At 28.7% G+C, this 26,129-nt stretch carries 30 protein-coding genes and 1 tRNA gene; 23 read left to right on the top strand and 8 right to left on the bottom strand.

The genetic code is table 11. The annotated features are described in order from the left end of the window. Nucleotides 1-121 precede the first annotated feature (121 nt). From selD to H612_RS0100825, 15 genes are all read left to right on the top strand, one after another. Complete coding sequence (selD, locus tag H612_RS0100885) at nucleotides 122-1,096, top strand: selenide, water dikinase SelD (RefSeq protein WP_425402092.1); 975 nt, start codon at nucleotides 122-124, stop codon at nucleotides 1,094-1,096. Nucleotides 1,097-1,302: 206 nt separating this feature from the next. Beyond that, the gene (yedF, locus tag H612_RS0100880) at nucleotides 1,303-2,106 is read left to right on the top strand and encodes a sulfurtransferase-like selenium metabolism protein YedF (protein WP_027129751.1); all 804 of its coding nucleotides are present in this window, start codon (nucleotides 1,303-1,305) and stop codon (nucleotides 2,104-2,106) included. Between the two features lie 8 nt (nucleotides 2,107-2,114). Next, a complete protein-coding gene (locus H612_RS0100875) occupies nucleotides 2,115-2,390 on the top strand; it encodes a putative Se/S carrier protein (protein WP_027129750.1) in 276 nt (91 codons plus the stop codon). A gap of 78 nt (nucleotides 2,391-2,468) precedes the next feature. Further along, nucleotides 2,469-4,352 (top strand): selenocysteine-specific translation elongation factor, encoded by a 1,884-nt coding sequence (gene selB / locus H612_RS0100870; RefSeq protein ID WP_027129749.1) that lies wholly within the window; start codon nucleotides 2,469-2,471, stop codon nucleotides 4,350-4,352. Between the two features lie 90 nt (nucleotides 4,353-4,442). Then, nucleotides 4,443-5,594 (top strand): aminotransferase class V-fold PLP-dependent enzyme, encoded by a 1,152-nt coding sequence (locus tag H612_RS0100865; RefSeq protein ID WP_027129748.1) that lies wholly within the window; start codon nucleotides 4,443-4,445, stop codon nucleotides 5,592-5,594. A 22-nt stretch (nucleotides 5,595-5,616) separates the two neighbouring features. After that, a complete protein-coding gene (gene selA, locus H612_RS0100860; RefSeq protein ID WP_027129747.1) occupies nucleotides 5,617-6,999 on the top strand; it encodes an L-seryl-tRNA(Sec) selenium transferase in 1,383 nt (460 codons plus the stop codon). A 185-nt stretch (nucleotides 7,000-7,184) separates the two neighbouring features. Then, nucleotides 7,185-8,039 carry an NAD(P)H-binding protein gene (locus H612_RS0100855; RefSeq protein WP_027129746.1) on the top strand — a complete coding sequence of 285 codons (855 nt, stop codon included), beginning with the start codon at nucleotides 7,185-7,187 and terminating at the stop codon, nucleotides 8,037-8,039. Nucleotides 8,040-8,050: 11 nt separating this feature from the next. Continuing rightward, nucleotides 8,051-8,479 carry an Rrf2 family transcriptional regulator gene (locus tag H612_RS0100850; protein WP_027129745.1) on the top strand — a complete coding sequence of 143 codons (429 nt, stop codon included), beginning with the start codon at nucleotides 8,051-8,053 and terminating at the stop codon, nucleotides 8,477-8,479. A gap of 143 nt (nucleotides 8,480-8,622) precedes the next feature. Beyond that, on the top strand, nucleotides 8,623-9,588 hold the full coding sequence (locus H612_RS0100845; RefSeq protein WP_027129744.1) for an aldo/keto reductase: 966 nt from the start codon (nucleotides 8,623-8,625) through the stop codon (nucleotides 9,586-9,588). A gap of 409 nt (nucleotides 9,589-9,997) precedes the next feature. Further along, a complete protein-coding gene (locus tag H612_RS0100840; RefSeq protein ID WP_027129743.1) occupies nucleotides 9,998-10,900 on the top strand; it encodes a class I SAM-dependent methyltransferase in 903 nt (300 codons plus the stop codon). A gap of 91 nt (nucleotides 10,901-10,991) precedes the next feature. Further along, nucleotides 10,992-11,120, top strand: a complete 129-nt coding sequence (locus tag H612_RS10345) for a hypothetical protein (protein WP_281170280.1) — start codon at nucleotides 10,992-10,994, stop codon at nucleotides 11,118-11,120. Nucleotides 11,121-11,188: 68 nt separating this feature from the next. Next, nucleotides 11,189-11,494 (top strand): B3/B4 domain-containing protein, encoded by a 306-nt coding sequence (locus tag H612_RS10135; RefSeq protein WP_211223586.1) that lies wholly within the window; start codon nucleotides 11,189-11,191, stop codon nucleotides 11,492-11,494. Continuing rightward, on the top strand, nucleotides 11,481-11,666 hold the full coding sequence (locus H612_RS10130; RefSeq protein ID WP_211223576.1) for a hypothetical protein: 186 nt from the start codon (nucleotides 11,481-11,483) through the stop codon (nucleotides 11,664-11,666). Before H612_RS10135 ends, H612_RS10130 begins: the two co-directional genes overlap by 14 nt. 241 nt (nucleotides 11,667-11,907) lie before the next feature. Then, nucleotides 11,908-12,081 carry a 30S ribosomal protein S21 gene (rpsU, locus tag H612_RS0100830; protein WP_003147339.1) on the top strand — a complete coding sequence of 58 codons (174 nt, stop codon included), beginning with the start codon at nucleotides 11,908-11,910 and terminating at the stop codon, nucleotides 12,079-12,081. 200 nt (nucleotides 12,082-12,281) lie between these two features. Next, the gene (locus tag H612_RS0100825) at nucleotides 12,282-12,404 is read left to right on the top strand and encodes a cytochrome C biogenesis protein (RefSeq protein ID WP_245570429.1); all 123 of its coding nucleotides are present in this window, start codon (nucleotides 12,282-12,284) and stop codon (nucleotides 12,402-12,404) included. A 47-nt stretch (nucleotides 12,405-12,451) separates the two neighbouring features. Here the strand turns inward: H612_RS0100825 and fni are convergent, their stop codons facing one another. The 8 genes from fni to H612_RS0100785 form a co-directional block, all read right to left on the bottom strand. Next, a complete protein-coding gene (fni, locus tag H612_RS0100820; RefSeq protein ID WP_027129741.1) occupies nucleotides 12,452-13,399 on the bottom strand; it encodes a type 2 isopentenyl-diphosphate Delta-isomerase in 948 nt (315 codons plus the stop codon). Nucleotides 13,400-13,419: 20 nt separating this feature from the next. Further along, nucleotides 13,420-14,409: a mevalonate kinase family protein gene (locus H612_RS0100815; RefSeq protein WP_027129740.1), complete on the bottom strand. Its 990-nt coding sequence runs from the start codon at nucleotides 14,407-14,409 to the stop codon at nucleotides 13,420-13,422. Beyond that, nucleotides 14,376-15,287: a diphosphomevalonate decarboxylase gene (gene mvaD, locus H612_RS0100810; protein WP_027129739.1), complete on the bottom strand. Its 912-nt coding sequence runs from the start codon at nucleotides 15,285-15,287 to the stop codon at nucleotides 14,376-14,378. Before mvaD ends, H612_RS0100815 begins: the two co-directional genes overlap by 34 nt. Beyond that, nucleotides 15,269-16,075: a mevalonate kinase gene (gene mvk, locus H612_RS0100805; RefSeq protein WP_027129738.1), complete on the bottom strand. Its 807-nt coding sequence runs from the start codon at nucleotides 16,073-16,075 to the stop codon at nucleotides 15,269-15,271. The genes mvaD and mvk overlap by 19 nt, the downstream gene beginning before the upstream one ends. 212 nt (nucleotides 16,076-16,287) lie before the next feature. Then, nucleotides 16,288-17,190 carry a cation diffusion facilitator family transporter gene (locus H612_RS0100800; RefSeq protein ID WP_027129737.1) on the bottom strand — a complete coding sequence of 301 codons (903 nt, stop codon included), beginning with the start codon at nucleotides 17,188-17,190 and terminating at the stop codon, nucleotides 16,288-16,290. Between the two features lie 115 nt (nucleotides 17,191-17,305). Continuing rightward, nucleotides 17,306-17,860, bottom strand: coding sequence for a hypothetical protein (locus H612_RS08880; RefSeq protein WP_051210078.1), 555 nt, complete (start codon nucleotides 17,858-17,860; stop codon nucleotides 17,306-17,308). Between the two features lie 62 nt (nucleotides 17,861-17,922). Further along, entirely contained in the window at nucleotides 17,923-18,279 is a 357-nt protein-coding gene (locus H612_RS08875; RefSeq protein ID WP_035500079.1) for a PadR family transcriptional regulator, read from the bottom strand. Nucleotides 18,280-18,533: 254 nt separating this feature from the next. Further along, nucleotides 18,534-18,617 (bottom strand) — tRNA-Leu (locus H612_RS0100785). A gap of 515 nt (nucleotides 18,618-19,132) precedes the next feature. On the opposite strand from H612_RS0100785, the gene spxA reads away from it, so the two are divergent. From spxA to H612_RS0100745, 8 genes are all read left to right on the top strand, one after another. Then, nucleotides 19,133-19,531, top strand: coding sequence for a transcriptional regulator SpxA (gene spxA, locus H612_RS0100780; RefSeq protein ID WP_211223585.1), 399 nt, complete (start codon nucleotides 19,133-19,135; stop codon nucleotides 19,529-19,531). 118 nt (nucleotides 19,532-19,649) lie between these two features. Continuing rightward, nucleotides 19,650-20,528 (top strand): CvfB family protein, encoded by an 879-nt coding sequence (locus H612_RS0100775; RefSeq protein ID WP_027129735.1) that lies wholly within the window; start codon nucleotides 19,650-19,652, stop codon nucleotides 20,526-20,528. Nucleotides 20,529-20,531: 3 nt separating this feature from the next. Beyond that, on the top strand, nucleotides 20,532-20,813 hold the full coding sequence (locus tag H612_RS0100770; RefSeq protein WP_027129734.1) for a cupin domain-containing protein: 282 nt from the start codon (nucleotides 20,532-20,534) through the stop codon (nucleotides 20,811-20,813). 85 nt (nucleotides 20,814-20,898) lie between these two features. Next, nucleotides 20,899-21,819, top strand: a complete 921-nt coding sequence (gene rnz / locus H612_RS0100765; protein WP_027129733.1) for a ribonuclease Z — start codon at nucleotides 20,899-20,901, stop codon at nucleotides 21,817-21,819. Nucleotides 21,820-21,832: 13 nt separating this feature from the next. After that, nucleotides 21,833-22,387 carry an NUDIX hydrolase gene (locus H612_RS0100760; RefSeq protein ID WP_027129732.1) on the top strand — a complete coding sequence of 185 codons (555 nt, stop codon included), beginning with the start codon at nucleotides 21,833-21,835 and terminating at the stop codon, nucleotides 22,385-22,387. Between the two features lie 3 nt (nucleotides 22,388-22,390). Continuing rightward, nucleotides 22,391-22,837 (top strand): Fur family transcriptional regulator, encoded by a 447-nt coding sequence (locus H612_RS0100755; RefSeq protein ID WP_027129731.1) that lies wholly within the window; start codon nucleotides 22,391-22,393, stop codon nucleotides 22,835-22,837. Then, nucleotides 22,838-23,308: a hypothetical protein gene (locus tag H612_RS0100750; protein WP_027129730.1), complete on the top strand. Its 471-nt coding sequence runs from the start codon at nucleotides 22,838-22,840 to the stop codon at nucleotides 23,306-23,308. It begins immediately after the preceding gene. Nucleotides 23,309-23,633: 325 nt separating this feature from the next. Next, entirely contained in the window at nucleotides 23,634-25,988 is a 2,355-nt protein-coding gene (locus H612_RS0100745) for a penicillin acylase family protein (RefSeq protein ID WP_027129729.1), read from the top strand. Nucleotides 25,989-26,129: the final 141 nt, after the last annotated feature.

The following is a 26,129-nucleotide window of genomic DNA, read 5'->3' as shown; positions in this document are numbered from 1 at the left end:
AGATAAGGCTTTTAAAAAAGTTGTTAAAATAGTATAATTATATTATATATAACAGAGCAGGAGGGTATTTATGTCAGAAAAAAAATTAAATATGATAGTTTGTGGAGGTTGAAACTCAAAAATAGGGCCGGGGGCTTTATCAGATATTTTGAGCGATCTTCCAAAAAAAGAAGATAAAAATTTAATAGTAGGATATGAATCATCAGATGATGCCGCAGTATATAAAATTTCAGATGATAAAGCAATAATCCAAACATTAGACTTCTTTACAACTATGATAAACGATCCATACCTCTATGGACAAATTGCTGCAACAAATGCCTTAAGTGATGTATATGCTATGGGTGGAGAAGTTATATCGGCACTAAATATTGTTGCTTTTCCAGAAAATATGGATTTAGAAATTCTTCATCAAATACTAAAAGGTGGAGCAGAAAAGGTTCATGAAGCCGGGGGTGTTCTTGCAGGTGGACATTCAATTCATGATGCTACACCTAAATATGGTCTTTCTGTTACGGGGATAGTACATCCTGATAAGATTTTACAAAACAATAGTTGTAAAGTGGGTGATGTACTTATTGTAACTAAACCACTTGGTGTTAGTATTATTAATACTGCACATATGATAAAAGAATGTTCAGAAGAAGCGTTTAGTCAATGTATAAAACAAATGACTACTTTGAATAAATATGCTGCGGAGATCATGAAGAATTATAATGTTAATAGTTGTACAGACATAACAGGATTTGGTTTTTTAGGTCACCTAGTAGAGATGTTAGATAATAAACATTCAGCAGAAGTATTTTCAAAAAATATACCCTATATAGAAGAAGCATATAAATGTGCTAGCGAATTTATTATTACGGCAGGTGGCCAGTTGAATAGAACGCATGTTGAACCTAATGTGAAATACGAAGTGAAAGATTTTGCATTGGAGGAAATAATGTATGACCCACAAACTTCAGGTGGATTATTAATAAGTGTTCCTGAAAAAGATGCGACTGAACTTTTAGAAAAATTGAATACATTAGAAATAAAAAGTGCTATAGTAGGAAGAGTAATAGAAAAGCAAGAAAAATCTGTTATTATAAAATAATAACAAAATAAAAGTAAAAAATTTTAACAAATTTGACGGATTATAAATAGATACAATGATATATTCATTTTCAAATTTGCTTCGTAGAAGTTTTTTGAAAACTTGATAGTTTTGTGAGAGCGACTTTAAAAACTGAATTTTTATGAACTACGATTTTTGAGTCGCTACCATTAGATAAAAAATAAAGTTGAAGGAGATATTCAAATATGAAAAAACAACAATTAGATGCACAAGGGTTAGCATGTCCACTTCCAGTAATTCAAACAAAAAAATTACTAGTAGATAATGATGTAGTGGAAACTATCGTTGATAACTTTATTGCGACTCAAAATTTAGAAAAAATGGCAACTCAGTTAGGTTATGAATATTCTGTTAAGGAAGAAAATAAAAATAAATATGTAGTTACTATTTCAAAAGAAAAACAAGAGGATGGAGTAGTAATAGATACTTTAAGTGATAAATGTGTGGTACCTGTGACTCAAGCTAGAAGAACCTTGGAAACTGAAACTCGAGTGATTCTATTAGTAAGAGCAGAAGAAAATGTAGAAAATCTTAGAAGATTTGCTGAGAAAAATAATTATGTGTTTAAAGTTTCTAATTTAGAAGAAGGTTTTAAGGTGGAAATTCAAAGAGAAGAGGTAGAAGAGCAAGAAGAAAAACTTCCAATAGTAAAAGATGACAGCTATATAGTGGTTATTAATAAAAAAATTATGGGGCATAGTAGTGAAGAATTAGGAAAAAGACTGATAAAAGGATTTTTGTATGCATTAGGTGAGCAAGAAGTACTTCCCAAAAAAATCATTTTCTATAATGATGGTTCAATACTTGTAGATAAAGAGCGTAGTCATGTTCTTGATGAACTTAGACAATTGGAAGATAATGGTGTAGAGATAGTGTGTTGTGGTGCTTGTATTGATTATAATAAAATAGATTTAGCAGTAGGAAATCCAACTAATATGTATTTCATAGTAGAAGATATGAGAAAGGCCAATAAAGTTGTTCAACCATAGGAGGTAGTATGATAGAAGAAGGCTTAATCATCTTTAATAGTACACATGATTCAATAAAGGCAGATAATATTTGTGCTGAAAAAAATATGGGAACTGCACTTATTCCAACTCATCCTAGCATATCGGCAGGATGTGGATTTATGTTAAAAATTTCTTGGGAAAAATTTGATGAGCTTGTAAAATTATTGAATGATGAAAAAATAGAGTATAAAAGTTTGTACTATTCAAAAAAAGCGGGAATTAAAAGAATGGTAGTGGAGTTAGAAGACTACAAACTAAAATAAAATTTTTAGAGTAGAGAAGGATATAAAAATTTTATCTTTTTCTACTCTTAACATAATAAGTTTATAAGGTGGAATTTGATGAATAGTAATGTAATAATAGGAACAGCAGGGCATATTGACCACGGTAAAACAACTTTAATAAAGGCACTTAGTGGTATAGAAACTGATACAACAACAGAAGAAAAAGAAAGAGGAATGTCAATAAATTTAGGTTTTGCTTATTTTGACTTGCCTAGTGGAAAACGATGTGGGGTCGTTGATGTTCCAGGACATGAAAGATTTATAAAAAATATGTTGGCAGGAGTAAGTGGAATAAATTTAGTATTACTTCTTGTAGATTCACGTGAAGGAATTATGCCACAAACGAAAGAACATATAGATATACTTTCATTGCTAGGTATAGAAAATTATATTATAGTTATGACTAAAATAGATCTTGTTGAAGAAGAGTATCGTGAGCTGGTAAAAGAAGATATTAAAGAATTTATAAAAGGAACTGTTTTAGAAAGTTCTCCAATAGTGGAAGTAGATTCAATTAGTAAAAAAGGAATTGGCACTCTGCTGGAGATTATTGATAAAAAGACAGAAGACATAGAGGCGAAGAATGTAGAAAAGAATGCAAGGCTTAATGTAGATCGTGCATTCCAAGTTAAAGGTTTTGGAACGGTAGTTACTGGAACTTTAATTGAAGGTGCAGTTAATGTAGGTGATGAATTAACAATTTATCCACGTGAAATACGTACTAAGGTAAGAAATATTCAAGTACACTCTACCGATGTTGAAAAAGCATATGCGGGACAAAGGACTGCAATTAATTTATCAAATATAAAATTTGATGAAATCAGAAGAGGAGATACTTTAGCGACGACGGGTAGTTTAATAAAAACTTATATGCTTGATAGTGAAATTAAACTTATAAACGATGAGCGTGCTAATCTTGAACTTTGGGATAGAGTACGTGTTTATGTGGGAACGGTTGAAGTCATGGCAAGGGTAGTTCCTCTTGGAACAGATGGTATTACTAAGGGAGAAAGTGGTTTTGTTCAACTTCGTCTAGAAGAAGAAGTTGCCGTAAAAAATTATGATAAATTTATAATTCGAACTTATTCTCCGATGATTACTATTGGTGGTGGTGTTATATTAGATGCTAATCCGAAAAAACATAGTAGATTTAATGAAGAAATTTTAGCAAAATTAAAAGTTCAACTTGAAGGAAATTCGAAAGAATTAATTTCAAATTATCTATTATCACATAACAATTATTTAGTTTTAAGAGATGAGATAAAAAAAGATCTTCAACTTGTGGAATTGGATCTTGAAAATGATTTAGAAGAATTATTAAGTGATAGAATTATTTTTAAAACCAAATTGGGCTATATTCATATAAAAAAATATGAAGAGCTTTTGGAAAAATTAAAAACTATTTTAAGCGACTATCATAAACGCTATAAGTTAAAAGTAGGGATTCCTAAAATAGAATTAATGTCTAAGTTTAAGTTATCTCAAAAAGAATTTTTGGAAATTTTTGAGTTGTTTATTAAGAATAATGAAGTACGACTTGAGGGGAACTTAGTAGCAGAAAAAGATTTTGAAGTAAATTATGACAAGAAGCAAATCGCGGAAAAAGAAAGAATAGAAAGAGAATTATTAAAAGGTGCTTTTACACCACCTACTATTAAAGAATTAACTAATGGAATTAAATCGAATATAGAACTTTTAGATTCTTTAGTAGACAATACTATAATTCGTTTGGATGCAGAGCTTGTTCTTCATATGGATATCTTGGATGAAGCAATAAAAAAAATTGAAGAACATTTTATTTCATCAGAAAAATTGACTCTAGCAGAATTTAGAGATATGACGGGTTCTAGTAGAAAATATTCAATGGCAATTTTGGAATATATAGATAAACTTGGAGTAACAAGAAGAGTAGAAAACTATCGTATTCTAGCAAAAAAATAAGTAGGAGAGGGGGAAAATAATCTAAGGTGTAAAATGTGCTGTAAAAATCAGTGAATTTATTTTTAAACTTTTAGATTAGAAAACATACATATGAGTTATTATTTTGATTATGGTGCAACTTCATTGAAAAAACCTAAAGAAGTTGCTGATAAAGTATATGAAGTTTTATCTTCAGCTAAATATGCGAACGCTTCACGCGGAAGTTATTATGAAGCTAATAACGCCTTTCGAGAAGTATATGTAGCAAGAAAAGAAATTGCAAACTTTTTTGGACTTAGCGATGAGAGTAGGTTAGTCTTTACTAGTAACTCAACAGAAAGTTTAAATATTGCGATATTAGGACTCCTTAATAAAGAAGACCATGTTATTACTACAACGATGGAACACAATTCTGTACTAAGACCTATTTATTTAGCACATGAAACTATAGGTAGTGAATTTACTATCGTTAGAGGGAATAGTAAAGGTTTAATAGATTATAAAGATTTAGAAAAAGTTATAAAGTCAAATACGAAAATGATAGTTATTACACATGGTTCAAATGTTACTGGAAATATTGTTGACTTGAAAAAAGTATCTAGTATTTGTAAAAAACATAACTTAATTTTAGTAGTGGATGCTTCTCAGACAGCAGGGATAATTCCTATTAATGTAGAGGATATTGGAATAGATATTTTATGCTTTACTGGTCATAAAAGTCTTTATGGGCCTCAAGGTATCGGTGGATTGTGTGTGAATTTGAAAACGCCAAAGATAAAAAGATATAAAGTTGGTGGAAGTGGAGTAAGGACTTTTGACAAGATTCATCCAGGAGAATATCCATTGCGTCTTGAAGCGGGAACTTTGAATACATCAGGAATATTAGGTCTTTGTGAGGGGATAAAATATATAAAAAAACAGGGGATAGAATATCTTTATAACAAGCAAATGAGTTTTGCAAATAAATTTTATAATGAGTTAAAAGATTTAGATTGTCTAGAGTTTTATGGAGATTTCGAAAAGGAAAAAACAGCAGTAGTGTCACTTAATTTTAAAGAAGTGTCAGCTTCGGATATAGCGGAGATATTATCAGAAGAATATAATATTGCTGTTCGTGCTGGTGTCCACTGTGCACCACTTATGCATGAAGTACTTGGAACTGTAAATCAGGGAATAGTAAGATTTTCTTTTTCAAGTATGAATACAGAAGAAGAAATAGATTATGCTATAAAGGCAATAAAAACATTAGCTGAGCAAATTTAGAAAAATAAATAGGAGAAGTATTATGGCGAAACAATTACTTTCTAAGATTCCGGCAATAAATAAAATATTATTGTTAGGTAAAACAAAAGAATTGATAAATTCTTATTCAGAAGTAGCGGTAAAATCAGCTATTAAAAATTATATTGATAGTATAAAACAAGATATTCTTAATGAAGAATTAAAAGAAGTGCCTACTTTGGAAGAAATACTAGATGAAGTAACAAAAATAGTAGAGCAAGAAGATAAAAATTCATTAAGAAGAATAATAAATGCAACAGGAACTATTTTGCACACAAATTTGGGTCGTAGCTTACTTAGTCAAAAGATAAAAGAGAATATTGAAAGTGTTGCATTCAATTATTCAAACTTAGAGTTTGATATAGAAAATAAAAAACGTGGTAGTAGATATGTCCACCTTACAGACATTATAAAAAAATTAACAGGTGCAGAAGATGTACTTGTAGTAAATAATAATGCTGCTGCAGTATTGCTTACTTTAAATACTTTGGTAAAAGATAAAGAAATAGTAGTTTCTCGTGGAGAATTAGTTGAAATTGGTGGAGCATTTAGAATTCCAGAAATTATAAAGTTAAGTGGTGGAGTTCCAATAGAAGTAGGAACAACAAATAAAACACATTTAAAAGATTATGAGAATGCTATTAATGAGCAAACGGGTGCTTTGTTAAAAGTTCATACTAGTAATTATAAGATTTTAGGATTTACTAAAGATGTATCTAATGAAGAGATTTCGTACCTAGCTCGCGAGAATAATCTTGTATCGATAAATGATTTAGGAAGTGGGCAGTTCTTAGATTTTTCAAAATATGGACTACCCTATGAGCCGACTGTAAAAGAGGTACTCGATAGTGGAATTGATGTGGTAACTTTTAGTGGAGATAAACTTCTTGGAGGACCACAAGCAGGAGTAATAGTTGGTAAAAAAGAATACATAGAAAAAATGAAAAAAAATCAACTTACTCGCACACTTCGTGTCGATAAAATGACTTTAGCAGCTTTAGAAGCAACATTGAAATTGTATTTAGATGAAAAAGAGGCCTTAGAACATATCCCAACATTACATATGATCTCATTATCAAAAGAGCGTTTATTTGGTAAAGCGGATGTTCTAAAAAGAAAATTAATTGATTTAGATTTTGACATAAAAATAGAAGATGATAAGGCTGAAGTTGGTGGGGGAAGTTATCCAGCTAGCTATTTAGAAAGCGTTGTTGTGAAACTTACTCATAGTACACTTAGTTCAACAGAAGTCGAACGACGTTTGTTAGAAGTAGATATTCCAATAATTACACGTATAAAAGATAACAGCATTATTTTAGATATGAGGACACTTCGTACACGTGAGTTTGACATAGTAAAAGCAGCTCTAGAAGAAGTAACAAAGTAAAAATTAAAAAATAAAGGATTTACTAAAAAATTTTAGTAGATCTTTTATTGATTTAAAGGGATTTATTAAGATACTCCAATAAAATTCCGGAAAAAGTTGTAAAAAAATACTTTACAACTTGTAGAAGGTATATTATAATAATTTTATCATAAAAAAGTAAATTTTAGATTTCTGGAGGATAAAAAATGAAATTAGCGATTACAGGAGTTACAGGAAACTTTGGACGTGCAGCATTAGAGTATTTATTGAAAGAAAATTATTCGAAAGACAATATTGTTTTAATAGTTCGTGATAAGAGTAAGGTCAAAGAACTTGCAACACAGGGATTTGATATAAGAGAAGGTGATTTTAATAACTATAAACAATTATTATTAGCGTTACAAGGAGTAGAGAAACTTCTTTTGGTGTCAACACCAGAAATAAATCCAGTGAAAAGAATAGAACAACATACAAATGCAATTAAAGCTGCCAAAGAAGCAGGTGTAAAAACGATAGCATATACTAGTGCAATAAATCCAGATAAAAGTCCATTGGGCTTGGCGCATATCAAAACAGAAGAAGTTTTGAAAAATTCAGGATTAAACTATATTATACTAAGAAATAATTATTATATTGAAGCAAAAGAAAGTGATATACAAAGTATTTTGGAAGGTAGAACTATTTCGTCTAACATAGCTGATGGGCGTTTTGGTTTAGTTCTACGCAAAGAGTATGCACAAGCAGCTGTTAATAGTTTAATCAAAGATTTTCCAGTTAATAGAGTATATGATTTATCAGCTAATGTGGTAGATTATAAAGAATTTTCATCTTCACTTTCTAAAGTATTAGATCGTGAAGTTAAACTTGAGAATATTACAGATGAAGAATATAAAAATAGTTTAGAGCAATTTCTTCCTACAGAAGCAGCAACATTATTAACACAAACTAGTGTAGCTATTAGAAATGGAGCGGTGGATGTTGTTTCTGAAGATTTTGAAAAACTATTAGGAAGACCAGTTACTAATTTGGATGATTCTATTAGAGAATTAATTAAAAAATAAGGAGAGAATTATTGAGAAATTCGAATAGACTTAGTTATGCAGTTCACATTTTAAGTTATATTTATATTATTAACGAACGGCATAATGAAGAAAAAATCTCTAGTGAAAAAATGGCTGCAAGCTTGAATGTTACACCTATTACTGTTCGCCAAATTATGGGGAATTTAAAGGCAGCAGGATTTATTGAAACTGTTAGAGGAAGTGCTAAAGTAAAAATTTTAAAAAAGCCTGAAGATATAACATTTTTGGATATTTTTCAGGCAGTTTCAGAAGAAAATATATTTTATAGATATTACGATACAAATATAAATTGCCCAATAGGAAAGAATGTACCATTAATAATGGATGAATTTTATAATAATGTAGAAGAAGCAACACAAAAAGAAATGGAGAAATATACTTTAAATAAAGTAATAGAAAATCTAAAAAGAAATATGTAACAGAAGAGTTGTACTAGCCTCCAAAACTTATTCAAGTTTTGGAGGGCTATTTTTAATAAAAATTCAGTAAAAAAATCTCTTGACTCGAAGTCCACTCCAAGTGTTATAATAAATTTACATAATAAAATAGCGAGGTAACATTAATGAGAAAAACAAATATTCAAGAAATGAAAGTACCAAATGTAGCACTAGGAACTTGGTCATGGGGGTTTGGAGGAATCGCAGGTGGAGATAGTATATTCGGAAATAAACTTGGGGAAGAAGATTTAAAACCTGTGTTTGACAAAGCTATGAGTTTAGGACTTACACTTTGGGATACAGCAACAGTTTACGCTAGCGGAGCATCAGAAACTATTTTAGGAAACTTCGTAAAAGATAGAAAAGATGCAATTATTTCAACTAAGTTTACACCGAATTTAGCAGAAGGTCGCGGTGAGGATGCAATGCAGAAATTATTTGATGAGAGCTGCGAAAGACTGTATCGTAATGAAATTGAAATTTATTGGATTCATAATACTCAAGATGTTATAGGTTGGACAAATAAACTTATAGATTTATTAAAAACAGGGAGAGTGAAAAAAGTAGGTGTATCAAATCATAATCTTGAACAAGTAAAATATGTTCATGAAGCATTAAAAGCGGCGGGATATAGATTAGATGCTATTCAAAATCATTATAGCTTAATATATAGAACTATCGAAACAACAGGAATATTAGAATATTGTAAAGAAGAAAATATTGCAGTATTTTCATATATGGTGTTAGAACAAGGTGCATTGTCAGGAAAATATACAGCGAAAAATCCACTACCTGCTAGAACACGCCGTGGAGAAGCATTCCCGGTAGAAATCTTAGAAAAATTGGAACCATTATTTGCTGAACAAAGACGCCTTGCTGAAAAATATAATGTAGGAGAAGCGATAATACCTACAGCGTGGGCTATAGGAAAAGGAACAATACCAATTATCGGAGTAACAAAAGTAGAGCAAGTAGTAGATGCAGAATTAGCATCAAATATCGAACTAACTGAAGAAGAAATTCTTATGTTGGAAAAAATTGCAGAAAATACTGGTGTCTTTGTAAAAGGTGGTTGGGAAAGTTCGATGTAAATTTAATTATCGGAGGAAATTTGAAATAAATAGTATAAGAGAGAAGAGAATTATAAAATTTAAAAATTTTATTTCTCTTCTTAAATGTTAGGGGAAGATAGGAGGATACATGGGAGAATTTATTATTTATTTAATTTTGAAATAAATACAACCGAATTAGAGTTATTGATAAGGTAGGAGCAGAAAATTTTAACAAAATTTAATAATACAGAAAAAGTATTGTTGTGAGTTACAGCGAATTAGATTAAAAATTTATGCGATAGAAAGAGTGATAAATTGAAAAAATAATTTTTATTGATATTTTTTATATTTGACTTATAAAATCGCTTTTTAAAAATATTTTTTTCTTGTATAATTATAGAATGATATATTAATAATTTTAGTAAAATTTCAGTATGGAGGAATAAAATTGTCAGATTTAGAAAAATTATTTTTTAAGATAGATAAAGAGGTAGAAGAGATAAAAAAAGAGAATTTATATTTTGAAGCCTTGATTAAATACTTAGCGTTAGAAAAAGATGATGATTATTTTGATATTGTTGATAATTATTCAAAAGAGGATATAAGAAAAGTTTATCAATTTTTATTATTAAAGGCGTTGAAAGAGTTGAATAATCCCAGTTATGATATTACGCCGGAGATTATAACAATGTATGTAACGCATTTAATAGATTGCTTGTATCCAAATGAAAAAATTTCTATTGCTGATTTTGCTAGTGGAAGTGGAAATTTTTTAATAAATATTTCTGCCCTGTCAAATAGCGATAAAGAATTAACTTCGATTGATGTGGATAGTAATTATGTGAAATTGCAACAAAATATTTTTAATCTTTTAGAAACCAATGTAGAAATAATTAATCAAGATGTATTGAAGCCACTTAATATAAAAAAACAAGATATTATTATTAGTGATACTCCATTTGGATATTATGCAGATGAGAATAATAGCTTAAATTATAAATTGTGTAGTAGTGAGGGTTATAGTATTAACTCGTTATTGTTTGTTGAACAAGCATCAAATTATTTAAAAGATAATGGAGTTGGAATTTTAGTTGTTCCCAAAAAAATATTAGAATTAGAGGACAATTTTAAGAAATTTTTAGAAGATGATATTAATCTTAATGCAGTAATTACCTTGCCAGAAGAGATGTTTAAAAATTCTTCACAAGCTAAAGCAATTATATTGATTACAAAAAAAGAGCAAACCAAATTGCCGAATCAAGTATTTTTAGCACAAATTCCAAGTTATCAAAACAAGAAACAATATGCAAACTTCATAGAAGAGTTTAGGGAATGGATAGAGGAAAAATAAAATTTTAAAAGAGTTGATTTTCAATCAAATATAGATTTGCTTGGAGGGATCAAAATGAAATTTATAGTTGAAAAAGAAATTTTTGAAAAAAATGCCTACAGTATGTTTTGGGGTAGTGGTTGCTAGTGGTGTTGATAATAAAAAAGTTTACTCAAAAATAACCGAACTTTTAGATAATAATATTAAAGAAGCTACAAATCGTTTTAATGAAAAAAAGTAAAAGAAGAAGCAGAAATTATTCCTTATCGAGAAGCGTTCAAAAAATTAGGAATTAATCCTAATAAATATATGTGCTCAATTGAAGCACTGTTTACTAGAATATCAAAAGGAAAAGGTATGCCATCTATTAATCCTATAGTGGATTTAGGTAATGCTATATCTTTAAAATACACATTGCCAATGGGAGCGCATGATTTGGGAAATATAGATGATAAAAATATAGAAGTAAGAATGTCAAAAAAAGAAGACACTTTTCTTCCATTTGGAGGTAATGAAGTAGAGCAGTTAACAGAAAATGAAGTAGTTTATACAGTGGGAAATCAAGTTAGAACAAGACGCTGGACTTGGCGACAAAGTGAATATGGAAAAATTTGAGGAAAACACAGAATATATATTTTTCCCAATTGATGGGTTTACAAATTTTAATAAAAATAAGGTGCTAAAAGCACAAAAAGAATTAGAATACTACCTAAAAGAAATATTTAATTGTAAAACTCAAATAGGATATGTTGATATAAATAGCCCAGAGTTTGAAATTAGTATATAGGAAGTTTTATCAAAGATAAGAAATTTTAAACTTGGTAAATTATAAAAATTCAAAAAATATATTGAATAAAATAGCGTTTAAGGTTGACAATACCCTGAGAATATAATACAATATGTAAGTAGATTGTCTACACAGGCAATTTTAACTATAATTAAATTGCTTTAATGTATTTATTTTTAGTTATAAGCATTTAATTTAAATTAGATTAAGATTTTTTTAGTATCGGAGGGAGGGAAATCCAATGTCAAAAACTGTAGTTCGTAAAAATGAATCACTAGAAGATGCACTACGTCGTTTCAAACGTGCTGTTTCTAAAAACGGAACTATCCAAGAAGTTCGTAAACGTGAGTTTTATGAAAAACCAAGCGTTCGTCGTAAGAAAAAATCAGAAGCGGCAAGAAAACGTAAATATTAATTGGTAAATTATAAAGATTTATTTATAAAAATCTAGAGATTTCCCTCTTTTAGATTTATTTAGAATACAAAAAGCCTCATCTTTAACCTAGATGAGGTTTTTTATAAATATTAGTATGTTTCATTGTAATACTATATTTATTTTTGAAAATTTAAATAAGATTGGAGAAAAAGATGTTCGCAATAATTTGTTTAAATATAATGTTACTCATTTCTTGTTGGTATTTAATAGCAGAGAATCAAAAAAATAAGGTGAAGATTAATAAAATCGAAGATGATTTGAAAAAAGTTATTAAGAGAATAGCAGATTTGGAAATAAAATAAACTATAAGTAGGAATTGGTGATATTCACTCAATTCCTACTTATCACTTTAATCTATTTTTCTAATTTTTCCATATAATTCTTCTATATTTTTTGAATTCATAAGTATCATCAAAAATTTTATTTCTTTTTTCCATTTTTCGATTTCGGAAATTAATGCTTCTTTTCCATTATTTAATAAAATCTCAAGAAAAATTTTTGAAACACCTACAGCTTTTGCGCCTAAGGCCAGGCACTTAATGACATCTAGTGGGTTTCTGATTCCACCACTTGCAATAACATCAATTTTATCACGGTATTTTTTTGCGATTTCTAGACTTTCTGCAGTTGTATAACCAATATTTTCCAAATAACTTGATTTATCTTTTCTTCGACCATTTTCAATACGTGCGAAATTAGTTCCTCCCATACCACTCACATCAATAGCGGCTAGGTTTAATTCGCAAGCTAATTTTATAGTGTCTTCATTCATTCCAAAACCAGTTTCTTTAAGAATTATGGGAATATAAGATTTTTTACTGACTTCTCTTAAAGTACTTTCCCAAGTTTCAAAATTATGATCTCCTTCTGGCATAACTATTTCTTGCAAAGGGTTAGTATGAAGTTGTAGATACTGAGCATTTGTGTTTTTTATTGCAGTTAATATTGCTTGTGGCTTTTTGTCCAACCCTAAATTAACAGAATACCCTTTAGGATAAGAGAGTGCGTCTTCTTTATTTTTTAAAGCTGGAGAATATGAACCAGGAAAAAATTCAATATCACAAACTTTACTTACTTCCATAAAATCTTTATTAATTTTATTACATTCCTTACCACCAGCAGTTATTGCGTTTATAAAAAATGGATAGTCCCAAGTTTTTCCACAAACAGAGGTTGAAGTATTAATATCACTAAGTCCAAAACGAGGGATACTATTATAATCAATAGCATAGGCGTCTAAACTAGTTAATTTGGTTTTGTCTGCTAGTGCTAAACGAATATGATCTTCTTTTCTCATAGTTGTCCTTTCTAAAATAGTTATAATTTTTCAAGATTTAGATGTAAATTAAAATTACCTTTGCTCTTATTAAAGCCAAGCACGATATCACCACTACCAGAACCACTCTGTTTTCCAGCAGAATACTTTTTAATATAATCTTTCATCGCTAGAGTTTCCATTGGAATTTTCGAAAAACTTTCCAAAAATAATAAATTGGAGCGTAAACATCTTATAGTATTTAAAAACTTCTCAGCGTCATTATTTTCTAATGAATGTATTAATCTTTCAGTTAATAAATTAGAAGTGTTGACGAAGTTTGAGTATTCTGTAACAAAATTATTTTTATGTTGATGCCAAAGTTTTACATGTTCTTTAGTATCAACAACTTCTCCAGTCCATTTTGCAAAAATATCAATATCTATATTGGGAACGATACTTTTAATAATTAAACCATCCCAATCAGTATTAACTATGTCTTGGGTAGATTTTTTCGCCGAAATTAGTTTTTCTACAAATGAATTATTAAATTTTTTGTAGTAGGTAAGTCCATCATTAAGGCTAGCTGCAATATCACCCATAGATCCACCAAGATTATGTGTAATATTGAAAAGAGAAACTATTTTAAATATAGTAATATTATCAAAATTTATTTTTTCAAAATTTAATATTGCTTTTGCAATAGCTACTAAAACGGCTCCAGATGAACCAAGTCCATATTTTTTCCCTTCGCCATGAAGTTCATTGTAAATTGTTAAAGAAAAAGTTTTTGAGCTGTTCAGATATTTTTGTATAAAAATAATAAATTTTTGAATTAAGGTAAAATTTTTATTATTATCATTGAGTGTGACCTCGTCTTTATGAACTGTATCAAAAATAGTTATCTTTTTGCTAGGTTCTATTATTGCCATTATTTTTTTAGGGACACTTGTTAAAAGTGCTTTAGAATAATTTTCTAAAATTGCATATTCACCAGCTAGATACAATTTTCCATAAGCTACTCCATACACAAAATTATTTTTTTCTTCCATAATTTAGAAATTTCCTTATATATTTTTTCTTGATTTTCTTTTAAATAAAGAACTTTAACATTAGGACCAGCATCCATGGTGAAATAACAATTATATCCATTTTTACGAAGTTCTTTTACAATCTCCATAGCTCTATAACTTTCTTCAGTTAAAAAGCTAAAACTGGGAGTTGAAGTTCTTGTAGTATCATGCATAGCAAGGGCGTTACTTTCTGCGATTTCACCAATTTGTTTAAAGTCATTATTATTAAGTGCTTTTTTCATAAGGTTAAAATCATCTTTAGCTTTTTTTATCCAAGAATTAAAAGTAGAGGAAGTTTGGACACATCGTTCCATAGCTACTCTACTAGAGATTTTTTTTCTTTCTTCATTAACAACAAGAACCATCATGGCTAAATTTAAATCACAAGAAAGTTCTTCTACACTTCCGTCTTCTAACCAAGAGGCGAGTTTATAAAAACTACGGCAAGATGATCCAGATCCTTCTTTAGAAATTTCAATTAGCTCGCTTGTAGTTTTATTGAGATTGAAATACTTATTGCAAGCTAAAACTAAAGCCATAGTACCGCTTGAACTAGAAGAAAGTCCAGCTGCAGTAGGAACAGTGTTATAACTTTTTATACAAATTTTTTCACGTTCTTTTGGTGTGAATTTTGAAATAAAATTAATTATTTTTTCAACTTCATCTTTGCTTTGTTTTTCATCATTTATATAAAATTCATCTTCATCAGATATGCTTTTTTCGATTTTAGTTTTTGATAATAATTTGTCTAATCTTAATGAAATATTTGGGTTATAAGGAAGAACAGGATTCTTAGATTTTTTCCCCCAATATTTAACTAAGGCAATATTTGCATAACCTAAACTGTAACTATCCATGATGAATATCCTTTCTCTTTTAATGCGGCTTGAATTTTTAGAGTATTTTCTAGTGTATCATTAAGACAAATGCAACAACCGCCAGCACCACCACCAGTTAGTTTAGCGCCCTTTGCATTGTTTTTTTTACAAATTTCGACCACGTCATCATTACTCTTGTGGCTAACACCAATTTTTTGAAGAAGAGAATGTGCCATATACATATACTCTCCAATAAGATTAATATTTTTATTTTTTAGTGGTTCAATAACTTTTTCTGTAATATTTCCAAGTTCAGAAATATATTTCTTATACTTCTCATAATTTTTTCCAATATGCTCTAAAGTTTCTTTAGTAATACCGATAACACCAGTATCAATAATAAGAAGATAGCTATCTAAAGAAAAGTTAAGTTCACTTGCACCTTTCTTTTTTGAAAAAAGAAGGGGGGTATCACTTAATACCTGATTGACATCAATCCCACTCGGATTTCCATGAATAAATTTTTCACACTTATTGGCAATTTCTCTAACATTCTCTAATTTTTTTGCTCTTGCAACAGCAATGCTAAGTGCAGCAGAAGATCCTAAACCACGCCCAACTGGGATCGTGCTAGTAATATTGATTTCGGTTTTATCATCAATACCACAAGTTTTAGCAATGTAATCTAAAATTTCATCTCTTTGTTGAATGGTGTTGGTTTGATTTAGTGTAACATCAACTCTCATCTCAGGAAGGGGAATAGTTATCCCTTTGTATCCATAAACAACAGCATGCTCACCAAAAAAAATAGCCTTAGCGTGTGTCATAATCATCTAACTCCAATTAAAATTAGTACTTATTTTAGCAAAAATAACTTAAAATAAATTAGTATATATAAACTTTGATAAAAATACATCTATATGCATTATAATTATACTTTTAGTAGATGTTTTTGTCAAATATGGTAGAATAAAGAAATTTTGAGTTAGATAGTTAGTTAACAAGAATATTATAAAGAAAAAAACTAATCTTAAATTTTTCAAAGATTAGTTTTAGATGGATGACATTCTATTCCATGTGGTTCTAGGTGAATTAAAGTTTCACAGTAATAGAATTCTTTAGCTAGAGCTTTTTCTATTTTTATTGTAATATCGTGGCTTTGTTTAACGTTTAATTTTGGGTTTACGGTTATAGTTATATCAATAAAATACAAAAGTCCATGTGTTCGACCTTTAATATCAATGATAGAAATAACGTCGGGAGTACTTTCAACAATATCATTAATTTTTTCAATAGTTTCAGTTTCTACTCCATCTGTAAGAACATGAGTAGATTCTTTAAAAATACTAACAGCAGTCCAAACGATAAGAAAACCTACAATAATAGCAACAATAGAATCTGCAATAGGAAATCCTAAATAGGTAGCTATAATACCAACTACGGTACCAACTGAAACTAGTGCATCACTGAGATTATCCAAAGCGGCAGCTTTAAGGGATTTACTTCCGAGCTTTTTTGAAAGTCTTATATTATAAAAATAAACACCAAACATTAAGAAACTTGCAATAAATGCAACGGCAGCAGAAAGTATATTAGGTTGTTCATAACTGTGGGTAAGAATTTTTTTTATAGCATAAATTATAACCTCAATACCAGCATATAACATAATAAAAGATGCGACAAGAGTAGAAATAAGCTCAGCTCTAAAGTGACCATAAAGGTGATCTTCGTCGGCAGGTTTTCTTGAAATTTTTAATCCGATTAAAACGCAAATAGATGAGATAACATCAGTAGCGTTATTAATACCATCAGCAACTAATGCTGAGGATTTAAAGAAAACTCCAGCTCCTAACTTTAATAATGTTAGAAATAAATAAGAAAAAATACTAAGTTTTGCACCTTGCTCAGCTTTTTTTAAATTTTCAAAAATAGAATTATTCACAATAATCAACTCCTAAATTGTGTGTTTGATTATTATATCAAGTTTAAAAAAATTAATCAAGAGAAAATTAATTATTTTTAAAATAAAATTCTTTTCCTTAAGCGAACTTATTGCGTTAATTTTTTTTAAAGAAATTGACAGTGTAAATTATAGAAAACAGTGCAAAACAAAGGTATGCTAGTTTAATATAAATTGAATTTTCTACTGATAATATTAGTGGGGATTTAAAAACGTCAAATGTTTTTAAAATCGGTATTAAAAATATGGAAAGATTATATGAAATAAATGCTAGTGTGTAGATAAAAATTTTATTTTGTTTAGTCTTTCTATAAACCAAAATATATAATAAAATCATGCCGAAAATTCCAGATGTAATAACATTAAGTAGTATAATATATGGTTCGATATTGGAGTTGAAAACGTAAAAAAATGTTGATGATGTAATAAACATTAATATTGATACTAACAAGAGACTTAACATTTGCTTTTTATTTTCATTAGGTAAATTTTCAAAAATAGAATTTGCGAATTTATCTATATCATCTCCATAAACTTCAGTAAATTTTTTTCCTTGCTCTTGATAGCTAACTAAATCTTGCAAAATTTCAAGTGTAATAATTTCTAGTTTGGTTTCATCTTTTAAAAAAGATTTACTTCTAAGGCTTAACAAAAGTTCATCATAATATTTTTTATTTTCCTTGTTTAATTGTTTTTTTTAGTGTGTTGTTAAATTTAATTATTTTTTTCGTTTCCATAGGACTCTCCTTGTAAATTTAAAATAGTATCAATGGAATTTTTTATTTCATTCCAAGTTTTTTCGAAGTCTATGATAAATTTTATGCCATTATCTGATATTTTATAATACTTTCTAGGTGGACCATCAAAACTTTCTTTTAAATAACTATCTAGTAAATGTTCTTTTTCTAGTTTTAAAAGAAGAGGATATATTGTCCCTTTTGCCACCATGCTTAAACCATATTTTGATAAATTTTCTGTTATCTCATAACCGTACATATCTTTGTGTTTAATTAATTTTAAGATACACGCTTCTAACGTTCCTTTTAGAATTTGAGAAGAATTTACTTTCATACTTAAACTGTCCTTTCAATAATTTTTATATAGGGTAAAGTGAAGAAAATATTTTCAACTATCTTGTTTAACATGATAGTATTATAAAATATATTGAATGTCAAGAAATAACTTTGAATTTATTTGAAAATGATTTATGATATGAAAAGATTGATCCTTTTTAAGAATATAAATAAAATGGATTTTTCAAAAAGATAATTATGGGAATATGCTAAAAATAAAAAAGCTTCAAGTTATTGAAGCCTTTTAAGAGATACCAGCAGCCGGGGTCGAACCGGCACGATGTTACCATCGCTGGATTTTGAGTCCAGTGCGTCTGCCAATTCCGCCATGCTGGCATTACAAAATATATAATAACATAAAACTTATCTTGTTGTCAATTTTTTCTGAAAAAAATTTTCAATTAAAAAATTTGAGCTTATAATATTATGTCAAGTATCTTCTCATGTATTAATTAAATTTTTAAAGTAATTTTAAAATTTTTCTAATTTATAAATAAATTTTATTTAAATTTTAATTAAAAAAGTTATAATAGTAGTCGTGAAAAATTAAGATATTAAACTTAATATTATGTTTTACTACTATTCGTGATATTATTTTATCGAAATTTGTTTTTATAATTTTGATTGTAAGGATTTTGAATTTGTTTTTTATTAGGATTTTTTTATAAGGGCATTGCTTTTAGTTAAGTAAGAAAAATTTTGTTATAAAAAAGTGTAGAGATATTTTATTAATCTTTGCTAAATATTTCTTCGATATAATGTTGCCAAAGTACGATATATGTAGTATAATATAATGGTATATAGAATTATAAAAATATTAATGTTATTTTTATAAAGGAGTGTGAGTGCTGGTGGTAGTTACATTGTTTACATCGCCTAGTTGTACTTCTTGTAGGAAAGCAAAGGCTTGGCTTATAGAAAATGATATAGAATTTGTCGAGAGAAATATTTTTTCTGAAGCATTAACAACTGATGAGATAAAGAATATTTTATCTATCACAGAGCATGGGACGGAGGATATAATTTCTTTTAGATCTAAAACATTTCAAAAATTAAATTTAGATATAGATAGTATGTCAATACAAGAATTGTATAAAATTATTCAAGACAATCCAGGAATGCTAAGAAGACCTATCATCGTAGACGATAAAAGATTACAAGTAGGGTATAATGAGGATGAAATAAGAAGGTTTCTTCCTAAGGAAATAAGAGTAAATCAGTTGAAACAAATAAAGAATATGGTTAAGTAAGTACGCCCTGATACTGCTTTTACCGAGAGTTATAAGGTTGATATTAGGTATCAACCTTTTTTTATGAGTGCACTACTTGAATTAATTTTAAATTACATTATTAAGAAAGAGGTATTAGATGGAAAAAGGAAATAATAAATTTATAACAGGAGAGATTCATTTCTTAGAGTTAGTTGAAAAGAAGAGTTCTTCTTTAGTTTTTAAAGGACCTAATGAGGAAGAAGTAAATTGTAATGAATCTGATGTTGAGAGTTTGGATGATTTTGAAATTGGTGAGGAGTATTCAATGTTTATCTATCCATCACGTAGTGGAAAACTCTTTGCTACACCAAATATCCCAGAGGTTATATATGGGGATTATGCTTTTAGTAAGGTAGTAAAAGTAGAAGAGGATAAAGTAGGATTAGATATAGGATTTTCTCGTGAAATTCCACTCTTGGCAGAAGACTTACCAAAGCTTAGAAGTGTTTGGCCAAAGGAAGGCGATGAGTTGTTTATAACTCTAAGACGTGATTATAGTGGTCAACTTTTTGCACGACTTGCAACTGAAACTATTGTAGCTTCATTGTATTCAAAGGCAACTAAAGATTTGAAAAATCAGGATATTGAAGCATATCCATATCGTCTTATGAGAGTTGGAACGTTTTTATTATCAAAAGAGGGGTATAAAATTTTTGTTCATGAATCTGAAAGAGAGCGTGAACCACGCCTTGGAGAGAAAACCACTCTTAGGGTAATTGGTTTTAAAGATAATGGTGAAATTAATGGTTCGTTTTTACCACGAGCACATGAGAGAATGGATAGTGATGGACAAGCAATTTTAGATTACATTGAAAATAATGGTTATTGTGATTTTACAGATAAATCTTCTCCTGAAGATATCAAGGCTGTATTTGGAATGAGTAAAGGTAGTTTTAAACGTGCTGTAGGAAGATTATTCAAAAATAAGTTAATTATGATTGAAGAAGATGGAATATATAAACGTAAAGGAAGATAAAAAATGAAAAAAATAAAATTGGATAAAAATACATTGTTAGGTGGAATAATTTTAGAAAATGAAAAGTACCAAGTAGTACATATGAATTTGAAGGTAGGGAATCAAACAGATTCTTATAGTAATGATAAAAATATTTTGTTGTTCAATGTTAGTGGAAAAATTACTGTTACTTTTGAAGAAGAAGTAGAATCACTTTCAGAGTTTGAACTTTTAGAAATTCCAGCAGGAGTAGAACACGTTATTACTTGTTTGCAAGATGCACAAATTTTTGTAGTTAAATTGTAGAAATAACAACTATCATTGCAACAAAATTTTAAATATATATTTAAATTGCTACATAAAATAATTTTATTAATTTTGAGGAAGTTCGATGGAATTACAATTTTTAGGAACAGGGGCAGGGCTACCTGCTAAATTTAGGAATACACAGAGTTTTGTTTTTAATTTTATGCAAGAATTAAAGGAGTGTTGGATGTTTGACTGCGGAGAAGCAACACAACATCAAATTTTAAAAACAAATATTAGACCTACAAAAATTTCAAAAATATTTATAAGTCATCTCCACGCAGATCATATTTTGGGGCTTATAGGCTTCTTGTCATCACGAAGTTTTCTTTTAGATAATAAAAATTCGGATATAACAATTTATGGTCCAGTGGGAATAAAAGAGTTTGTTGAGGAAAATTTAAAGTTCACATATTGTTCACTAACTTATAGTATCAAATACGTTGAATTTTCTACTGAACAGTGTATAATAGATAATAAAACTGTAGAAGTGCATACTTATCCTCTGAAACATAATGTAAAATGTTATGGTTATAAAATTGTTTTTAAAACCCAAAAAGGCAGTTTGAATGCAGAAAAATTAAAAAAACTTGGAATTATGCCAGGACCGTTTTATAAAATCATTAAGAATGAAGATTCTTTTGAGTTTGATGGTATCTTATATAATTCAAGAGATTTTTTGGCTGAGGATAAACCAAGAAAAGAAATTGTTATAATTCCTGATACAAAATATTTTTTAGAATTAGAAAGTTTTGTTAAAGACAGTGATATAATTATTTCGGAGTGTACATATCTTAGTAAGAAAGATTCAAAACTTGCGAGTAATTATTTTCATTTAAGCATTTTGGATATTGAAAAATTGGTTTCTAAAAGTAAAGTAAAAAGGTTATTTTTAACACATATAAGTGCAAGATATGATAAAAAAGATGAATTGGAAGCCTGTAATAGTCTATCAACTAACATAGAAGTTCATATTGCACATGATTTAGCTGAATATAAATTATAATTTGGAGGAAATTATGGGAAAAAATTTGGAAGAAAAAACTATTAGTGTAGAAAAGATTTTTAAAGGTAAAGTTCTTGATGTAGAAGTTCATACCGTAAGTTTACCAAATGGAGAAACCTCTAAGCGTGAGTTGATTAATCATCGTGGGGCTGTTGCTATTCTCGCTCTTACTAAAGATGATGAGATTATTTTTGTAGAACAATACAGAAAAGCGATAGAAGCAGTAACTTTGGAAATTCCTGCTGGGAAACTGGAAGCTGGAGAGGACAAAAAAGCTTCGGCAATAAGAGAGCTCCAGGAAGAGACTGGTTATGTAGTGGATGAAAGTAGATTGGAAAAACTTTGTGATGTTCATGTTGCTGTAGGGTATAGCTCAGAGCTTATTACTATTTATTATGTGGATAAATTAGAATATGCAGGTGAACAAAGTCCAGATGAAGATGAATTTATTAATTTAAAAAAATATAAATTGCAAGATGCTTTTAGACTTTTAGACAACAATGAAATAACAGATAGTAAAACTATGTTGGCACTGGCTTATTTGAAAACAAGGAAGGGTAAAGATTAATATATGAGTATTTACGATGAGATAATTAAAACCATTCAAAAATCTCCGTATAAGTTGACACCGCAACGAGAGAAAATAGTAGAAATTTTAGTAGAAAATAATGATTTGCACCTTAGTGCTGAAGAATTATATTTTATTTTGAAAGAAAAAACTCCAGATATTGGGATAGCAACTGTATATAGAACTTTAGATATTTTTTATGAGCTAAATGTTTTGGAAAAAATATCATTTAGTAATGGTGTCTCTAAATATCATTTGAGGCAATCTATTGATGGAGAGCTTCATCACCATTTGATATGTACAAAATGTAATGCTATAGAGAAAGTTTCAAATCCTATATTTAATAAACTTATAGAATACATGAAGAAAGAATATTCATTTGAAGTTCAAGATAATTCTTTCTCGTTTTATGGAACCTGTTCTAAATGCAGAGGAAAAGGTGACAAATAGATGGTTTTTGATAAACTGGAAAAAATTTTACTACTTGTTGCAAATGTGGTGTATATTGCGTATATAATTTTTTTAGGAACAACTGTAAAGTTATTTAAAAGTTATGTGGGAAATGAATACTTAAGAACGAAGATTGTAGACCAAATACGTGAACAAACAAAACTTACACAAGATAGTGCTAATGTTTCTACAAAAGACATGCATTTTATTTTTCAAGTAATGGGACAATTAGCATGGTTATATTTTGCATTATTAATATTTTTATTTTTGTTATTAACATTTGTTATGCTTAAAAAAGGTATAAATCATAACATTGTTGCATTTTTACTTTTAGTTTATAGTATCTTGTTACTTATTTTTAGTTTAGGAATTTTGTTTATAAGTTGTATAATATACTTCTTCCTAGGTTTAAGAATTATATTAACTAGGAATGCAGAAAAGAATATGATAAAAAATAGAGTTAGAGAATAAAAATTTCTAATTCTATTTTTTAGTTTGGAAGAAAAAATTTTTAAAAAAATATAAATTAACTAAAGAAGATTAATAAAATTATTTTTACTAAATTATAAAAAAAGATAATAAAGATAATTATGAATATATAAATCTTAGATTGATATTTTAAAATATTTATTTAAATAATTAAAGATAATCAAAGTAGATTTTATGATATATAATTAATTATTAAAGGATTTACGACAAATAAATACCAATATTTTTAATAAAACATGGTTTGCAAAAATATTATAATAGGAATATAATTTAAAATATATTTATTCATAAGTTACTAGGAGGTATTATGAAAAAGAAAATTTTTAGGATTATAAGAAGATCATTAATATTTTTATTAGCTTTGATTATGATAGGTGTTGGTTACGGATATTATTTTCTTAATAAATCATTACCAACAGTAGAAGGGAAAGTAAATGTTAGTGTTTTAGATGAGAATGTAAAAATTTATCGAAATGCAAAAGGAATTCCAACAGTAGAAGCAAAAAATGAAAAAGATTTGTACAAAGCACAAGGGTACGTACATGCACAAGATAGATTATTCCAGATGGATCTAGCAAGAAGACAGGCTAGTGGTAGATTATCAGAAGTCGTTGGTAAGGCAGCACTAGAAAATGATAAAAAGTTTTTAATATTTTCTTTAAGACGAGCAGCTGAGGATTCTTATGAAGGTTATTCAGATGAAGCGAAGAAAATTTTAGATTATTATGCAGAAGGTGTTAATGCATATATAGATGAAGCAATAAAAAATAACAAACTGCCTTATGAATTTTCACTTTTAGGATATAAGCCAGAGCATTGGACTCCTATTGATTCGTTGACGATAGGAAAATATATGGCATATGATTTAGGTGGACATTGGGATCATTTGGGTTTTAATAATTGGGTTTTAAATAATTTAGGTAAAGAAAATTTAAAACAATTACTGCCAGAAAGTTTTTCTAAAAATAAAGATAATGAAGATATTATCAATGCGAACTTAGGGTTAGATGTAAAAATTGATAAAAAATTGTCAGAAATTCCACGCCCTCCGATGGAGAATGGTAGTAACAACTGGGTTGTATCTGGTAAAAAAACAAAATCGGGGAAACCTCTTCTTGCAGATGATCCTCACTTGGGTTTATCAACACCATCGGTTTGGTATCAGATGAGTCTTAGAACACCAGAGCACAAAGTATCAGGGGTAATTTTTCCGGGGATTCCAGGAATTATACTAGGTCATAATGAAAATATAGCATGGGGCGTTACTAATTTTGGACCTGATGTCCAAGATTTATATATAGAAAAAAAGGATAAGAATAACCCTCATAGATTTGAATATGATGGAGAGTATTATAATGCACAGGTTGATAAATATAAAATTAAAGTCAAAGGTGAAAATGAGGAAGATTTTGAAGTTGTGAGGACAAAACATGGACCTATAATTGATGAATTGTTAAAACCATTGGGACAAAATGATAAAAGTTTTTCAATGCAGTGGACAGCTTTAGAATCTACTCAAGAATTAGAAGCAATTTTAAAAATTGATAAAGCAAAAAACTGGGAAGAATTTGAAAAAGCATTGGAAGATTTTAAAGCACCAGCTCAAAATTTTGTCTTTGCAGATAATAACGGAAATATTGCATATAAATCAAATGGGAATGTGCCAATTCGTAAAAAAGGAGATGGGAATCTACCTGTACCAGGATACAGTAGTGAATATGGTTGGAATGGCTATGTTCCTTATAATGAATTACCAAAAGTTGTAAATCCTAAGGAAGGGTTTATATCAACAGCAAATACGGAAACTATTAAAACATCGTATCATACTTCTAATGTTTGGGCTCAACCATATAGAAAAGCAAGAATAGATGAATTTTTATCAGAGAAAAATAATTTAACAGTTGACGATATGAAAAAATTGCAGATGGATACTAAAAATCTGTATGCAGTAGACTTTCTTTCAGATTTATTAAAAAATGTAGACGAAAATAAAATTTCAAAAAAAGATGTGTATGAAACTTTAAAATCGTGGAATTATATTGATGATAAAAATGAAGCAGCTCCATTAATTTATGATACATGGATGAAAAAAATAAGAGAAACTATTCTTAAGGATAAAATGAGTGAAGAAGTATACAAGTTTATGCCTCACAAAGAGAGTTATGTAGATAAGATATTGAGAGATGCTATAAATGGTAAAAAAGTAAATCTTATAGAAGAAAAGGGCGGTTTAAACACTATTTTACAAAATAGTCTAAATGATACAATATCTGAACTAAAAAATAAATACGGAGAAAATATTTCTTCTTGGAAATGGGGAGAAGAGCATAAATTAGGTTTTAGACATCCGCTATCAAAATCGTCTGATATACTAGCATATTTCTTAAACCCAAAAGAATCTCCGATTTCAGGTTCTAAGGTAACCGTTCAAGCAGCGAAGCAAAATGAAGAAGGTTTGGTGAATCATGGTGCATCTTGGAGATTTGTTTATGATTTTGAAAATCAGACAGGTCATCATATTGTAGGACCAGGACAGAGTGGACATTTTATGAGCCCATATTATGATAACCAAGTTCAAGATTGGATAGAGGGAACATATAACAGTGAAACTATCACAAAAATTGAAGCAGAGAAAACTCTAGAGTTGGTTGCTAGAAAATAAATTTAAATAAAATGGGTAAGGATTAATTCGAAGTTGAAAAAAATTTACTATCTTTTGAATTAATCTTTACTTATTTTTTATGGGAAAATTTTCTTTTTTTAATTATTTTTAATAAAAATATGATAATATAAAACTAGTAGA

Origin of the sequence: Gemella cuniculi DSM 15828, assembly GCF_000425665.1 — a bacterium.
In the GTDB taxonomy this organism is placed as follows: domain Bacteria; phylum Bacillota; class Bacilli; order Staphylococcales; family Gemellaceae; genus Gemella; species Gemella cuniculi.
The sequence above is the reverse complement of the archived record's forward strand: the minus strand, read 5'-3'. Positions and strand labels throughout refer to the sequence as shown.

What these genes read in the sequence shown, in the direction of transcription:
- yedF (WP_027129751.1), top strand. Translation starts at nt 1,303, where the DNA reads ATGAAAAAACAACAATTAGATGCACAAGGGTTAGCATGTCCACTTCCA.
- H612_RS0100875 (WP_027129750.1), top strand. Translation starts at nt 2,115, where the DNA reads ATGATAGAAGAAGGCTTAATCATCTTTAATAGTACACATGATTCAATA.
- selB (WP_027129749.1), top strand. Translation starts at nt 2,469, where the DNA reads ATGAATAGTAATGTAATAATAGGAACAGCAGGGCATATTGACCACGGT.
- H612_RS0100865 (WP_027129748.1), top strand. Translation starts at nt 4,443, where the DNA reads ATGAGTTATTATTTTGATTATGGTGCAACTTCATTGAAAAAACCTAAA.
- selA (WP_027129747.1), top strand. Translation starts at nt 5,617, where the DNA reads ATGGCGAAACAATTACTTTCTAAGATTCCGGCAATAAATAAAATATTA.
- H612_RS0100855 (WP_027129746.1), top strand. Translation starts at nt 7,185, where the DNA reads ATGAAATTAGCGATTACAGGAGTTACAGGAAACTTTGGACGTGCAGCA.
- H612_RS0100845 (WP_027129744.1), top strand. Translation starts at nt 8,623, where the DNA reads ATGAGAAAAACAAATATTCAAGAAATGAAAGTACCAAATGTAGCACTA.
- H612_RS10345 (WP_281170280.1), top strand. Translation starts at nt 10,992, where the DNA reads ATGCCTACAGTATGTTTTGGGGTAGTGGTTGCTAGTGGTGTTGATAAT.
- H612_RS10135 (WP_211223586.1), top strand. Translation starts at nt 11,189, where the DNA reads ATGTGCTCAATTGAAGCACTGTTTACTAGAATATCAAAAGGAAAAGGT.
- H612_RS10130 (WP_211223576.1), top strand. Translation starts at nt 11,481, where the DNA reads ATGGAAAAATTTGAGGAAAACACAGAATATATATTTTTCCCAATTGAT.
- rpsU (WP_003147339.1), top strand. Translation starts at nt 11,908, where the DNA reads ATGTCAAAAACTGTAGTTCGTAAAAATGAATCACTAGAAGATGCACTA.
- H612_RS0100825 (WP_245570429.1), top strand. Translation starts at nt 12,282, where the DNA reads ATGTTACTCATTTCTTGTTGGTATTTAATAGCAGAGAATCAAAAAAAT.
- fni (WP_027129741.1), bottom strand. Translation starts at nt 13,399, where the DNA reads ATGAGAAAAGAAGATCATATTCGTTTAGCACTAGCAGACAAAACCAAA.
- H612_RS0100815 (WP_027129740.1), bottom strand. Translation starts at nt 14,409, where the DNA reads ATGGAAGAAAAAAATAATTTTGTGTATGGAGTAGCTTATGGAAAATTG.
- mvaD (WP_027129739.1), bottom strand. Translation starts at nt 15,287, where the DNA reads ATGGATAGTTACAGTTTAGGTTATGCAAATATTGCCTTAGTTAAATAT.
- mvk (WP_027129738.1), bottom strand. Translation starts at nt 16,075, where the DNA reads ATGACACACGCTAAGGCTATTTTTTTTGGTGAGCATGCTGTTGTTTAT.
- H612_RS08875 (WP_035500079.1), bottom strand. Translation starts at nt 18,279, where the DNA reads ATGAAAGTAAATTCTTCTCAAATTCTAAAAGGAACGTTAGAAGCGTGT.
- H612_RS0100775 (WP_027129735.1), top strand. Translation starts at nt 19,650, where the DNA reads ATGGAAAAAGGAAATAATAAATTTATAACAGGAGAGATTCATTTCTTA.
- H612_RS0100770 (WP_027129734.1), top strand. Translation starts at nt 20,532, where the DNA reads ATGAAAAAAATAAAATTGGATAAAAATACATTGTTAGGTGGAATAATT.
- rnz (WP_027129733.1), top strand. Translation starts at nt 20,899, where the DNA reads ATGGAATTACAATTTTTAGGAACAGGGGCAGGGCTACCTGCTAAATTT.
- H612_RS0100760 (WP_027129732.1), top strand. Translation starts at nt 21,833, where the DNA reads ATGGGAAAAAATTTGGAAGAAAAAACTATTAGTGTAGAAAAGATTTTT.
- H612_RS0100755 (WP_027129731.1), top strand. Translation starts at nt 22,391, where the DNA reads ATGAGTATTTACGATGAGATAATTAAAACCATTCAAAAATCTCCGTAT.
- H612_RS0100750 (WP_027129730.1), top strand. Translation starts at nt 22,838, where the DNA reads ATGGTTTTTGATAAACTGGAAAAAATTTTACTACTTGTTGCAAATGTG.
- H612_RS0100745 (WP_027129729.1), top strand. Translation starts at nt 23,634, where the DNA reads ATGAAAAAGAAAATTTTTAGGATTATAAGAAGATCATTAATATTTTTA.